The 13,643-nt window shown below is 56.9% G+C and carries 13 protein-coding genes; 9 read left to right on the plus strand and 4 right to left on the minus strand.

Features of this window, described 5'->3' with window-relative positions:
- Positions 1-4 precede the first annotated feature (4 nt).
- The 4 genes from ACR0BZ_RS02480 to ACR0BZ_RS02495 are packed head-to-tail and all read right to left on the minus strand — an operon-like array spanning position 5 to position 3,316.
- Positions 5-1,039 carry an LLM class flavin-dependent oxidoreductase gene (locus ACR0BZ_RS02480; RefSeq protein ID WP_480919359.1) on the minus strand — a complete coding sequence of 345 codons (1,035 nt, stop codon included), beginning with the start codon at positions 1,037-1,039 and terminating at the stop codon, positions 5-7.
- 3 nt (positions 1,040-1,042) lie between these two features.
- Positions 1,043-1,960 (minus strand): flavin reductase family protein, encoded by a 918-nt coding sequence (locus ACR0BZ_RS02485; RefSeq protein WP_480919360.1) that lies wholly within the window; start codon positions 1,958-1,960, stop codon positions 1,043-1,045.
- Entirely contained in the window at positions 1,957-2,745 is a 789-nt protein-coding gene (locus tag ACR0BZ_RS02490; protein WP_480919361.1) for an alpha/beta fold hydrolase, read from the minus strand. Before ACR0BZ_RS02490 ends, ACR0BZ_RS02485 begins: the two co-directional genes overlap by 4 nt.
- Positions 2,717-3,316, minus strand: a complete 600-nt coding sequence (locus tag ACR0BZ_RS02495) for an amino acid synthesis family protein (protein ID WP_480919362.1) — start codon at positions 3,314-3,316, stop codon at positions 2,717-2,719. Before ACR0BZ_RS02495 ends, ACR0BZ_RS02490 begins: the two co-directional genes overlap by 29 nt.
- 107 nt (positions 3,317-3,423) lie before the next feature.
- Between ACR0BZ_RS02495 and ACR0BZ_RS02500 the strand changes: the two genes are divergently transcribed.
- From ACR0BZ_RS02500 to ACR0BZ_RS02540, 9 genes are all read left to right on the plus strand, one after another.
- Positions 3,424-4,296: a LysR family transcriptional regulator gene (locus tag ACR0BZ_RS02500; RefSeq protein WP_480481714.1), complete on the plus strand. Its 873-nt coding sequence runs from the start codon at positions 3,424-3,426 to the stop codon at positions 4,294-4,296.
- Between the two features lie 69 nt (positions 4,297-4,365).
- Positions 4,366-5,409: a pyridoxal-phosphate dependent enzyme gene (locus tag ACR0BZ_RS02505; RefSeq protein ID WP_480481712.1), complete on the plus strand. Its 1,044-nt coding sequence runs from the start codon at positions 4,366-4,368 to the stop codon at positions 5,407-5,409.
- The gene (locus ACR0BZ_RS02510; RefSeq protein WP_480919363.1) at positions 5,406-6,551 is read left to right on the plus strand and encodes a M24 family metallopeptidase; all 1,146 of its coding nucleotides are present in this window, start codon (positions 5,406-5,408) and stop codon (positions 6,549-6,551) included. Before ACR0BZ_RS02505 ends, ACR0BZ_RS02510 begins: the two co-directional genes overlap by 4 nt.
- Positions 6,548-7,258: a maleate cis-trans isomerase family protein gene (locus ACR0BZ_RS02515; protein ID WP_480773527.1), complete on the plus strand. Its 711-nt coding sequence runs from the start codon at positions 6,548-6,550 to the stop codon at positions 7,256-7,258. The genes ACR0BZ_RS02510 and ACR0BZ_RS02515 overlap by 4 nt, the downstream gene beginning before the upstream one ends.
- Positions 7,259-7,394: 136 nt before the next feature.
- On the plus strand, positions 7,395-8,495 hold the full coding sequence (locus ACR0BZ_RS02520) for an ABC transporter ATP-binding protein (RefSeq protein ID WP_480486135.1): 1,101 nt from the start codon (positions 7,395-7,397) through the stop codon (positions 8,493-8,495).
- Positions 8,496-8,598: 103 nt separating this feature from the next.
- On the plus strand, positions 8,599-9,690 hold the full coding sequence (locus ACR0BZ_RS02525; RefSeq protein WP_480481704.1) for an extracellular solute-binding protein: 1,092 nt from the start codon (positions 8,599-8,601) through the stop codon (positions 9,688-9,690).
- A 70-nt stretch (positions 9,691-9,760) separates the two neighbouring features.
- Positions 9,761-11,035 (plus strand): ABC transporter permease, encoded by a 1,275-nt coding sequence (locus ACR0BZ_RS02530; RefSeq protein WP_209504364.1) that lies wholly within the window; start codon positions 9,761-9,763, stop codon positions 11,033-11,035.
- Between the two features lie 5 nt (positions 11,036-11,040).
- Positions 11,041-12,252 (plus strand): ABC transporter permease, encoded by a 1,212-nt coding sequence (locus ACR0BZ_RS02535; protein ID WP_480919364.1) that lies wholly within the window; start codon positions 11,041-11,043, stop codon positions 12,250-12,252.
- Positions 12,253-12,414: 162 nt separating this feature from the next.
- Entirely contained in the window at positions 12,415-13,635 is a 1,221-nt protein-coding gene (locus tag ACR0BZ_RS02540; RefSeq protein ID WP_480919365.1) for an aminopeptidase P family protein, read from the plus strand.
- The last annotated feature ends 8 nt before the right edge of the window (positions 13,636-13,643 follow it).

Consider the following 13,643-nt stretch of genomic DNA (forward strand, 5'->3'; position numbering starts at 1 on the left):
CCCCTCACTGAAACTTTGGCATTACATCGTCGATGAAACGGGCAAGCGAAGCGCGTTTGCGTTCGAAGCTCATGCCGCTGTCGATCCAAAACGAGTATTCATCATATCCAAGGTCTTCATAGCGTTTCAGACGTCCTGTTACCCCGTCCGCCGTGCCGATTGTCAGATCGCGCGCCAGATTTTCGGGTGCCATCATTGCGTTGGCTGCCATTTCTTCTTCGGTTAGCGCCTGAATCAATCCCTGTCGGACTGGTCGCTTGTTTTGGAACCACGCGCCGAAATAGTTGTAAAACCGGGACAAATCCCGCGCAGCCTGATCCAGTTCAGTGTCATCGCGCCCGACATAGGTGTGGTGAAGCAGCATGATCTTCGGGCGCGCTCCGCCGTGATTGGCACAGGCGGTCTCAAAACGGGTCATCAGTGTCTCAATTTCTTCGATACCTTGCCACAGCGGGGTGACCTGAATGTTGAACCCGTTCTGAACGCCGAACTCGTGGCTGTTCGGATCCCGCGCGGCAATCCAGATGGGCGGCCCGCCGGGTTGCACTGGCTTTGGGGCCGAACTGGTGGCGGGAAACTGAAAGAACTCTCCGTCATGCGTGCAGTCGCCTTCCCACAATTTGGGCAGCAGAGGAGCGATCTCTCGCATTCGCTGACCGGCGGTCCATGCGTCCAGACCGGGCATAAGCCGCTCGTATTCATAAGAGTAGGCCCCGCGCGCTATGCCCAGCTCGATCCGGCCTCCGGTCATGATATCCGCTGCGGCTGCTTCGCCCGCCAGTTTGATCGGATGCCAGAACGGCGCGATCACAGTGCCGGTGCCAAGGCGCACGTTTTTGGTATGATGCGCGATATCCACCAGCGACATCAGCGGGTTGGGTGCGATGGTGAAATCCATCCCGTGATGTTCGCCAGTCCAGACCGCACGCATCCCTGCCTGATCCGCCATCTTGCACAGCTCGATGAACTCTTCATACAATTTCTCATGCGGCTCTTCGGGGCCCAGCCGTTCCATATGGGCAAAAAGGGAAAACTCCATTCTTCAGGTCCTTTCCGACAGGCTGTGCACATCGCCCCGCTGGGCGTCACCCAGATAAAGCGAGAAATTGCGGGTTCGGCTTTCCAGCGCAAAACGAGCCATCATTGTGGCGATGGGTGCTGACGCGTATGGCAGGGTCGCCAGTTCTTTGATTGCGATTGCCTGAAAAGTGCCATGCCGGGGCAGGGACGGCGCAGACGCAAGAATGTAAACATGATGCGTGTTGGCATCGTCATAGACGGAATACGCAACCCCAAGGCGTGCATCGACACCTTTAGCCGTCAGGTCTTGCACAAGGCTGTTTCGCAAATCTTGCCGATCTGACAGCGTGACTTGCGGCGGACGGAAACCGGCTTCTGTTTTCTCCAGCAAGACGTGCCCGTCCTGTTCGATGATTGCGCCGCAGACCACGTTTCGCCCGGATGGTTCCAGCGCGCCACGTTCCAGCCCGAGGCTGAAATACTGCCCGTTCGCATAGCCAAGCCCGGGGGCATCGTCCTGAGAATACGTTTCGACCTGACCGATCAAAACGCAATGGTCCCCGGCTTCGACAACCTGATGAGTACGGCAGGAAAACGTTGCGACTGCCCCTCTGATCAAAGGGACGTCGTGCGTATCAAAGCAGTGATCGACTTTGGCAAATCGATCACCTTTGAACCCGGCAAACGTATTGGATACATCTTCCTGCCCCTCGGCCAGAATGTTCACCGCGAAACGGGCGCAGGTTGCGAATTCGTGATAAGAAGACAGGTTTTTTCCCGGACAAACCAAAAGCAGCGGCTGGTCGAGAGAAACCGAAGTGAAGGAATTGGCCGTGAAGCCGAGTGGATTGCCTGTGTCATCGCGCGTCGTCACAACCGTCACACCGGTCATGAACCGTCCAAAAGCACGACGAAGGTCACGAGGATCAAGCGCGGTCATTGGCGCAGCTCACTCAGAAAGCTGGAAATGGCGGCGTTGACCTGAGGTGCATGCGTCATTGGCATCATATGTGCAGCGCCTTCAATGATTTGCGCGCGTCCGTTCATTGCGGTGTCCGCCATGGCGCGTGACATCTCCGGGGTCGAATTGGGTTCAAGACTGCCGGTTAGAAAAAGCGCCGGGCAGCTTAGTTTCTCCAACGCGTCGCGCTGAGGGCTCTGACTGTGGGCGAAGACGGAATAGGCCGTTTTATACGCAGCCGGGTCCATCGCCGTCAGCCAACTACGGCAGGCATCGCGCTCGGCCGAGGCGACGTCTCCGAACCATCGATGCAATGTGCTGGTGGGATCAGCGATCGTCTTGCCATCCAGCTGCGCCGCACGGTCGCGCACGGTCTGTGCCGCATTCGCGTCTCTCTCAAAAACCGCGTTCAATGCGACGATCCCACATACCCGGTCTGACGCTTTGGCGACAAGATCCAGCGCGATCATGGTCCCCATCGAGTGGCCCACCAAAACGACCGGACCACTCAGGCAGTCCAGAACACCCCGTGCCGCTTCGGTGTACGCCGACAACCCCAACCTCATGTCAGCCAAAGGGCTGTTTCCATGTCCGGGCATGTCCGGAGCGGTCATGCAACCTTCAGAAGCCAGCCCGTCCAATTGCGCGCCCCAGGCTTCAGCCCGCAAGCCAACACCATGCAACAGAAGGATATTCTGACCCGAACCGGTCTGGATGGCCGCCAGCCCGCCGATCTCAGACCGCGGCCGGGTTGTCCAGGTCATGGCCCAAATCCTTAAGATCCTGATAGCGGTCACCGATACGGTGGTGCGGTCTGCCCGAGGTTGCTGCGCCTAATACGACCACAACTTCGTCATCGCGCGGTGCGTCAGAAATCGAGAACTGAATTGTCAGGTAGTGCGACCTCCGCCCAGCATCGTTTTTATCCATCAACGGCACCATGATCGGTGCGTTTGCCGGGCCACGTGTGTTGGTGAACGCCAGATAGGATTTCGCGCCGACGGCCTCTCGGTAGTGATTACCAAATCGCAAGGTGTGAATAAGGCCCGAAGCGTGCTCGACCTCACCATTCAGCCCGACCACAGCGGCTTTGCCATAGGCTTCGATTGCCTCTCCACTCCCGGCCAGTTTGATCATGCGTTTCGTCATCACCTCACCCAGAACAGGGCCATAGGCTTGTATCTCGGGTTTAAGGTCTTCCACAAACCGTCCTGCCCAGGGGTTGTGAACCACTGCGGCCACGGCAAACATGCGCCATGGGGTTTTGGCGGCTCGGAAGCCCTCGACAAGGACCTCCTCATCGTAGGTGACAATCTTACGTATTTCCGGTTGCATCAAAGCTCTCCTGTCGCGCTCGCAAACGTTAAAAACGGACAGGGTTTTTGACAAATGATTGAATTATGTGCTTTGCCATTAAAAAGACTAATGGACAGCTTGATCTAATGGGTAAATCTCTTCCACCACTGACCTGGTTCCGATCCTTCGAGGCAGCTGCACGAACGCTTAGCTTTACGGCGGCTGCCGAAGAGATTGGGTTGACGCAATCGGCGGTCAGTCAGCAGGTGAAATCGCTCGAAATGCGTTTGGGGACAGCTCTTTTTGTGAGGCACCCCAGAAGCTTGGCGCTGACGGATGCGGGGCGTAAACTATTGCCCGAGGTTGGCAGCGCGCTTGAAGCGCTTGCCGCGGCTGCCGGGCGCGTGGACGCCAGTGCCTCCGGAGACATCTTGACTGTCGCCACGTCTGTTAGCATCGCTCATTGGGTTATTGCCCCATACCTGTCAGATTTTACCAGACGCCATCCTGAAGTACGCGTTCGGCTTCTCAGTGCGATCTGGCCCGATGATTTCCACGCGTCTCACGCTGATGTTCAGGTTCGGTTCGGGTCAAAGAAACAGGTAGGGCATGGCGCTGTCCGACTGATACCTGACCGGCTGGTTGCTGTGAAATCCCCGGCAGTCGCAGGAGACGTGTTTGACCTGCCGCTGATCGAGGCTGTCGGGACATCAAGTGGGTGGGGCACATGGTTTGAAAAACAGGGCTTGCGCCGCCAACCCGGTGTTTTTGTCGATACATTTGGGATGGCCCTGCAACTGGCCGTTCATGGTAGCGGTGTCGCCTTGGTCAGCGAATTACTGACGACCCATGCGATTGCCGCGGGTCTGGTCGTACGCGTGCATGAATGTTCGGTGGACAGCAACGAAGGGTACTACCTTTCGTCCAACGCTGCCAATCCGGCTGCCCGGTTGTTTCACGACTGGCTGTTGGCGTTGGTTGCAGAACAGGCCTCGAATACCGTCAACGTCCCTGATTGACGTCAGACGTTGGTTGACAGTGTTCCACCGATGGGATCACGTCAACGGGCCTAAACTCAGGGGAGAAGTATGCAGGTCATCACCAATCCACATCGGGCGGGCCAAAAGCTTGCACCGTCTGCGCCGTATCCTTCTACAAATGCTGCCCGTGTTGAAGATTTGCTTTCTCAGTGCCCTGTCGCGAAAGAAACGCCATTGGTGGATGTTGGGAAACTGGCCCCTGTAGCCCAGCTTTGGGTGAAGGATGAGCGGGCGCGGATGAACCTTGGTTCGTTCAAAGCTTTAGGGGCGGCCTATGTAATTGCGCGTCATGCGGCCGAGAGGACAGGTGAGCCGGGTGAACAAACTCTGGCAGGCGCAACCTATGTGACCGCCAGCGCCGGGAACCACGGCATGAGTGTTGCGGCGGGTGCCAGAATTTTCGGTGCGAAAGCTGTTGTTTACATTGCTGAAACTGTGCCCGAAACCTTTGCGGAACGTCTCAAAGGCCAAAAAGCCGAAGTTGTTCGAAGTGGTGCTGACTATGCCGCCAGCATGGAGGCCGCGAGAATGGCTGCCGACGAAAACGGTTGGATATTGCTGTCGGACAGTTCGTGGGAAGGATATTATGACCTGCCATGGACGCTTATGGAAGGCTATCTGCAAATGGCGGCAGAGGCTGTCAGGCAGTGTCCCGAGGTTCCGACGCATATTCTGTTGCAGGCAGGCGTGGGCGGGCTGGCCGGTGCCGTTGCTGCCTATGCACGAAACATCTGGGGCGACGCACCGAAGATCGTTGTGGTTGAACCCGAAGCGGCACCCGCGTTGCAGGCCAGCATAGCCGCCGGAAAATGTGTTTTCGCGGATGGCCCTGACAGCATTATGGGGCGTCTGGACTGCAAGGAACCATCGTTGATCGCGTTAAACGGATTGGCTCGCGACGCAGACCTGTTCCTGACCCTGTCAGACGACGATGTGGCGGCAAAGCTTGACGCAATGGCAAAGGCCGGGCTGGCCACCACGGCGTCCGGCGGGGCAGGCCTTGCGGCAGTGATGAACGAAACCGCGCGGAAAGCCATAGGGATCGACGAATACTCACGCGTTTTGTGCTTTCTGTCGGAGATCGCGGAATGAGGGGGTTCGATCAGGCAGAATTCGAGGCGCGTACCAAACGCGCGCAGGAGTTGATGCGAGTCGCGGATTTATCGGCGCTGCTGCTGACGACAGAAACTGATGTGCGCTACTTTACCGGCTATCTCACCCGATTTTGGGAAAGCCCAACCCGGCCATGGTTTCTGGTCGTGCCTGCCGCGGGCAAACCGGTGGCCGTGATCCCTTCGATCGGGGCCGCGCTCATGGGGCAGACCTGGATCGATGACATCCGAACCTGGAGTGCGCCCGACTTGCAGGACGACGGTATCTCGCTTCTGGCCGACGTCCTGGCCGAACTGACGCCCGTTTCGGGCAATATCGGGGTGCCGGATGGTCATGAGACACATGTGCGGATGCCCATGGCGGACATTGAACGCTTGCGCGGCGCTCTCGGTTCGCGTCGCATTACCGGTGATCAGAGTATCCTGCGCCGGTTGCGCATGATCAAATCCGAGGCTGAAATTGCGAAGATCCAAACAGCCTGCGATATCGCTGGACGCGCGTTCGCCCGCGTTCCCGAGGTTGCCCGCGCAGGAGTGCCTTTGGACATGGTTTTTCGCCGGTTCCAGATGCTCTGCCTTGAGGAAGGGGCCGATTGGGTGCCGTATCTTGCAGGCGGGGCAGAGCAGGGCGGCTACAGTGATGTAATATCACCTGCAACTTCGGCGCCGTTGGAACCTGGCGACGTGCTTATGCTGGATACAGGTCTGGTTTGGGATGGCTACTTCTGTGATTTTGATCGCAATTGGTCCGTCGGCCCAGCCCGGCCCGAGGTGAGATCAGCGCACGCCAGACTGGTAGAAGCCTCGGATGCCGCGTTCGAGATCGCACGGCCCGGTGCTACTGCCTCGGATTTGTTTCATGCCATGAACACGGTTCTGACCAAGGAGGCCGAAGGCACAGATGCGGGGCGGTTGGGTCATGGGTTGGGGATGTCACTGACAGAGTGGCCGTCCCTTATCCCGGCAGACCAGACCATGCTGGAACCCGGCATGGTTTTGACGTTGGAGCCGGGCATCGCCGTTGGTACAAAAATACTTGTCCATGAAGAAAACATTGTCATCACCGAAGGCACCCCACGTTTTCTAAGCCCACGCATAGGGCCAGAGGTGATCGAGATATGACCCGGATCCATTACGCTCTTGATGAAGACGATCCCAAGTCCACCCCGCTTGGTCTGATCGTGTTGCAGACAGATGAAACGTTGGAGCCCGAATTCAGCTCGTATTTTTCGGACCGCAAGTATCCAATCTACGTGACGCGAATTCCCAGCGGAATCGAGGTGACGAAGGAAAGCCTTGCGGAAATGGAGAAGGCGCTGCCGGCCGCCGCCGGATTGCTGCCCAGCGCGCGACCTTATCGCGTTGTCGGGTACGGGTGCACGTCTGCAAGCTCGGTTATCGGGTCCGACCGAGTGGCAGAACTTGTCAAACAGACATGCCAGACCGCCGAGGTTACAAACCCTTTGCGTGCGGCAACGGCCTGTGCGCGACACTTGGGCGTTTCGAAATTCGCGCTGCTGTCGCCCTATATTGAAGAGGTAAACCTTCCCCTGCGCCGGGCCTTTGCCCAAGGCGGAGTGGAGATGGATGTTTTTGGGACATTCGGGGAATCAGAAGAGGCCAAAGTTGTTCGGATTTCGGTGCAATCCGTCATTGACGCTGCCACAAAACTGGGCTCGGACCCGTCGGTTGATGCGGTTTTTCTAAGTTGCACAAACCTTCGCACGCAACAGGCTATTCCCGAGATTTGCGCGCGTATCGGCAAGCCGGTTCTGTCCAGTAATCAAAGTCTTGCGTGGCATATGCGTGCTCTGAACGAAGCCGGGTGAGCTGTTAAATCCCGATATTGTGTAACAAAATCAGAATTCACTGTTGCAATGTGAACATCGCTTGGTCTTAACTAACGGCTACAGATCAATGAAATCCGCAGAAGACGGATAATCATTTGACGTAACAGGGGGTCTTGTGGCCGATACAATGAACGACGCCGCGTTTGTCGAATTCCAACGCGTACAGAAGTCTTATGACGGCGAGAACCTCGTCGTAAAAGACCTAAACCTTGCAATGCCCAAAGGTGAGTTTCTGACAATGCTTGGGCCGTCAGGCTCGGGCAAGACGACTTGCCTTATGATGCTCGCCGGATTTGAAACCGCCACGCACGGTGAAATCCTCTTGGGCGGCAAGCCCATCAACAATATCCCGCCGCACAAGCGCGGTATTGGCATGGTTTTTCAGAACTACGCGTTGTTCCCGCATATGACGGTGGCCGAAAACCTGTCGTTCCCACTGGAAGTCCGTAAGTTGGGCAAGTCGGAGCGGGATGAAAAGGTCAAGCGCGCACTGGATATGGTTCAGATGGGCGCCTTTGGTGGCCGACGTCCTGCTCAGCTGTCGGGCGGGCAACAACAGCGGATTGCTCTGGCTCGTGCCTTGGTATTCGAACCCGAACTGGTCTTGATGGACGAGCCATTGGGGGCATTGGACAAGCAGCTGCGTGAACATATGCAGTTCGAAATCACGCGTCTGGCCCATGAGCTTGGGATCACAACAGTCTACGTGACCCACGACCAGACCGAAGCGCTGACCATGTCAGATCGGGTGGCTGTATTTGATGACGGCCGCATTCAACAGCTGGCGCCGCCTGATCAGCTTTACGAAGAGCCGGAAAACAGTTTTGTCGCGCAATTCATTGGTGAAAACAACACGTTGGAAGGTGTTGTTAAATCAATTGACGGCGACACTTGCGTCGTACGTCTGGATGATGGCTCGGAAATCGACGCGGTTCCGATCAACGTCCACAGCGCAGGCGACCGGACCAAAGTTTCGATCCGCCCTGAACGTGTGGAATTCAACAAAGACCGACTGCATGCTGACGCGCATACTTTGAAAGCAAGGGTCGAAGAGTTCATTTACATGGGCGACGTATTCCGGTTCCGCATGTCCGTTGCCGGAAACAACGAATTCATCGCCAAAACTCGAAATGCGCCTGACGCCGTACGCCTGACCCCAGGTCAAGAGATCGAGATCGGCTGGCTGGCACAGGATTGTCGTGCGCTCGACGCATAGACCAAACCGCGCGGGACAAGCGCGGTTAAGCTGAGGGACCGGCCGGTGAAAACCCGTGCATCGGCTGACCACCACATAAAACGGGATGAACTGGGAGTAACACATGAAACCAACCAAGATCATGCTCACTGCGGCTGCGATTGCGACGGCTGCGGGCACTGTTTCAGCCGAGGAGATGACCATCGTTTCCTGGGGCGGTGCCTATTCAAAGTCGCAGTTGAAGGCGTATCACGAGCCCTATTCGGAAAAGACCGGCATCACCATTCTGAACGATGACAGCTCGGCCGAAGCCGTTGCCAAACTGCGCGCAATGAACGAAGCGGGCAACATCACATGGGATGTGGTAGATGTTGTGGCCGCTGACGCGATCCGTCTTTGCGACGAAGGTCTGGCCCTCGAGATCGATTTCGACAGCCAGTTGGCCGCAGCTCCGGATGGCACGCCCGCCTCTGAGGATTTCGGCGACCTGCTGGTCAGCGACTGCTTTATCCCGCAGATCGTCTATTCGACCACATTCGGCTACCGCACTGATCTGGTCGGTGACACCCCGCCGACCGACATCTGTGCAGTGTTCGATCTGGAAACCTATCCGGGCAAACGTTCGCTGGAGAAGCGTCCGATCAACAACATGGAATGGGCGCTGCTATGTGATGGTGTCGCCAAGGATGATGTCTATGACGTTCTGGCGACTTCGGAAGGTCAGGATCAGGCCTTGGCCAAGCTGGGCACCATCAAAGACAGCGTTGTCTGGTGGTCTGCTGGTGCGGACACGCCACAACTGCTGGCTGACGGCGAAGTCATCATGGGTTCGACCTATAACGGCCGTCTGTTCAGCGTGATTGAAGAGCAGAAACAGCCGGTTGCAATGCTGTGGGACGCGCAGGTGTTCGATCTGGATGGCTGGATCATTCCTGCCGGTCTGAGTGATGAGCGCAAGCAGCGCGCGCTGGACTATATCATGTTCGCAACCGACACTCAGCGTCTGGCGGATCAGGCCAAGTACATCTCGTACGGTCCGGCCCGCGCCTCGTCGGCTCCGCTGGTAGGTCAGCACGCCGATCTGGGGATCGACATGGCCCCGCATATGCCGACCGATCCGGAAAACGCCAAGAACACGTTCTTGTATAACTACGAGTTCTGGGCAGATTACCGTGATGACATCGACGCCAAATTCCAGGCGTGGCTGGCGCAATGAGCGTCTGATTTCATGACACAGTCGGGGGCGGTGCGCCGCCCCTGAACCAAGACAGATCCAAGGGGCTCCAATGACTGACGCAAGCCAAAATGCCGGACCCATGCTGGCAGCGGATGGAACACCGCTCAAGCTATCGCTGGCACGCTCGTTGCGGCGGCAAAAGCTGCGTGCCTTGCTGTTGATCGCTCCTTTGCTTCTGTTCGTTCTGTTTTCCTTTATTGTTCCAATAGCTGCGATGCTATTCCGTTCAGTAGAAAACAACATCGTCTCTGACACTCTGCCTCTTACCGTCGAGGCGCTTCAAAACTGGGATGAACAGTCTGGAGAATTGCCGGGCGAGGGCGTGTATGATGCCTTTGTGCGGGACATGATTGTTGCGATTGACAATAAAGAGCACACACGCCTTGGTTCGCGTTTGAACTACGAAGAAACCGGTATGTCTTCGATGTTCCGCAAGTCAGGTCGTCAGATCAAGAAACTGGATCCTGAAACGGATGGTCCGTTCAAAGAGCAACTAATAGATATTCACGACGGATGGGGCGATACACAAACTTGGCGCGTGATCAAAACCCATTCGCCGAAGATCACCAACGGGTATTTTCTGAACGCGGTAGATATGCGCAGAACCCCCGACGGCGCGCAGGCACAACCCGAAGACAAGCAAATCCTTGTTAAGCTGTTCGGTCGAACGCTGTTTATGTCTCTGGTAATAACGGGTGCCTGTATCCTGCTGGCTTATCCGGTCAGCTATTTGCTGGCGACGTTGCCGATGCGTGTCTCAAATCTGCTAATGATCCTTGTGCTTCTGCCGTTCTGGACGTCACTGCTGGTGCGGACGTCGGCGTGGAAGGTGATGTTGCAACAGCAAGGCGTGATCAACGAAACGCTGGTCTGGCTGGGGTTGGTGGCTGACGATGCACGATTGGTGATCATCAATAACCAGATCGGTACGATCACCGCAATGACGCATATCCTGCTGCCATTCATGATCCTGCCCATGTATTCGGTGATGCAGACCATTCCGGAATCCTACACTCGTGCCGCGAAATCCATGGGTGCGACCAACTGGACGACGTTCTGGCGCATCTACTTCCCGCAATCCATTCCGGGTATCGGCGCGGGTTCAATCCTTGTGTTCATTTTGGCGATTGGCTACTACATCACGCCTGAAATCGTAGGCGGTACCAAAGGTGTCTTCATCTCGAACCGGATCGCCTATCACATCTCGTCCTCACTGAACTGGGGACTGGCGGCGGCGCTGGGAACGATACTTCTGGCGGTCGTTCTGCTGCTCTACTGGGTCTACGACAAGATCGTGGGCATTGATAACGTGAAGCTGGGATAATCGACATGGCCGCACTTACTCCGATATCCCGCAAACCTTTGTCCATGGTTCTGCCAAGTGTCGCGCTGGCAGGCGCCTTCGCCGGTGTCTTTGTCGGCGCGGGTAATGGCTCGGTTCTTTTGGGCATCATTGGCGGCGCTGTTCTGATTTCTGCGCTCGCTTGGGTCTATATCACCGTTCTGAAGAACGAGAAGATGGCCCGCTGGATCAACATCATTGGTTTTGGCATCGCGGGCTTTTTGATGTCGGGCCCAATGGGCGGAGTACTTGGCCTGCTGGGCGGCTGGTTCTTCGCCTGGTTTACTTATTGGTTGTACGAAGGGCGATACCGGCGCAAGCTATTGCCATACCTGACCGCGCAGCAGGTGTTTTACCACTACCTGTTCCGGGTGATCTGCGGTGCGATCTTCGTCTTCCTGATCACACCGATCCTTGTGGTTCTGCCGCTGTCGTTCAATGCGCAGGATTTCTTTACCTTCACGCCCGAGATGTTGCGACTGGACCCTGAAGGGTATTCACTCAAGCACTACCGTGATTTCTTTACCAACAACGAATGGCAACGCAGCTTCAAGAACTCGCTGATCATTGCCCCGATTGCCACAATCATCTCGGTTTCGCTTGGCACTCTGGCTGCCATTGGCCTCAGCCAGAGCCACGTACCCGGCCGCCGTGCTATCATGGGCATCCTGATTTCGCCGATGATCGTTCCGCTGATCATCTCGGCCACTGGCATGTTCTTTTTCTACAGCGATATCGGTCGGTTCCTTGAAGGCACGCTGGGCATGAACAAGAACTTTGTGGGCTATCTGAAAGTCATCCTGGCGCACGCCGTTTTGGGTATCCCGTTCGTGATCATCACTGTGACCGCCACGCTTGTGAGCTTTGATCGTTCGCTGACGAGGGCGGCTGCGAATATGGGGGCAGGGCCGGTGCGGACCTTCTTCAAGATCCAGATGCCGCTGATTCTGCCGGGTGTGATCTCGGGTGGCCTGTTCGCCTTCATCACCTCGTTCGACGAAGTTGTGGTGGTTCTGTTCGTTGGCTCAGCCAGTCAGAAGACTCTGCCGTGGCAGATGTTCACGGGCCTGCGGGAACAGATCAGCCCGACCATTCTGGCGGTTGCGACGATCCTGGTGGTTCTGTCGATTGCGCTGCTGACTACGGTTGAGTTGCTGCGGCGTCGGTCCGAACGTTTGCGGGGGCTTTCACCCGCTTGACGGAGCATTCTGTCTGATCTAACGATTCACGTGTTCATCTCCGCTGCGATGGCGTCGCGGCGTCTAAGGGGATGATCGGCTCTCGGACCCCGAGACCGCCTGTCCTGAACGCCGGGACATGTGGCCGGGATTTGTCGCCCGGCAAAGATGAGAGACCAAGTGATGACCGACACAACGAAACGCCCCGAATTCTTTACCTGCCACAATGGTGACAAAGCGCCTTTGCCGTTCAGCAAGGGGGAGTATGATCGCCGTCTCAGCAAGCTTCGCAGCATCATGGCCGCACGTGATATTCCTGCGATTCTGCTGACATCGATGCAGAATATCGCCTACTACTCGGGCTTTCTGTATTGTTCCTTTGGCCGTCCGTATGGCTGCGTGGTCACCCAAGAGGCCTGCACCACCGTTTCGGCCAACATCGACGCCGGGCAACCGTGGCGCCGGTCGGTCGAAGACAACGTGATTTATACTGACTGGAAGCGCGACAACTATTGGCGTGCGGTTGCAAGCCTGATCGGCAATGTTAAGCGGATCGGCATTGAAGGTGACCACATGACGCTGGCCGCCCGCGACACCGCCCTGCGGATGCTGGGTACCCCCGAACTGGTTGACATCGCGCCGGATACAATGACCGCGCGCATGGTCAAATCCGCCGAAGAGATTGAATTGATCAAGGGTGGGGCACGCACCGCGGACGTTGGCGGGGCGGCAATCCATGCGGCCATCCGTGAAGGCGCAACTGAGATCGAGATTGCCATGGCGGGCCGTGACGCAATGGAAGAGGAAATCGCGCGCGCCTATCCAGATGCCGAATATCGCGACACCTGGGTTTGGTTCCAGTCCGGGCTGAACACCGATGGCGCGCATAACCCGGTGACAAAACGCGCCCTGCAAAAAGGCGATATCCTGTCGCTGAACACTTTTCCGATGATCTCAGGCTATTACACTGCGCTGGAACGTACCCTGTTTCTGGGCGAGCCGGACGCTGACAGCTTGCGCCTCTGGAAAGCCAATGTGGCGGCCCATGAACTGGGTCTGAGCCTGATCAAACCCGGTGCGACCTGTTCAGGCATCACCGCCGAGATCAACCGTTTCTTTGCCGATGAGGGGCTGCTGCAATACCGCTCGTTCGGGTATGGCCATTCTTTCGGCATCCTCAGCCATTATTACGGGCGCGAGGCCGGTCTGGAACTGCGCGAGGATATCGACACCGTGCTGGAACCTGGCATGGTCGTTTCAATCGAGCCCATGCTGTGGATCCCCGAAGGGCAACCCGGTGCAGGGGGCTACCGCGAGCATGATATTCTGGTGGTGGGCGAAGACGGGGCCGAGAACATCACCGGCTTCCCATATGGGCCCGGCCACAACATCATCGGTGCCTGATACAAAGA

The organism is Ruegeria sp. P8, from assembly GCF_056534665.1.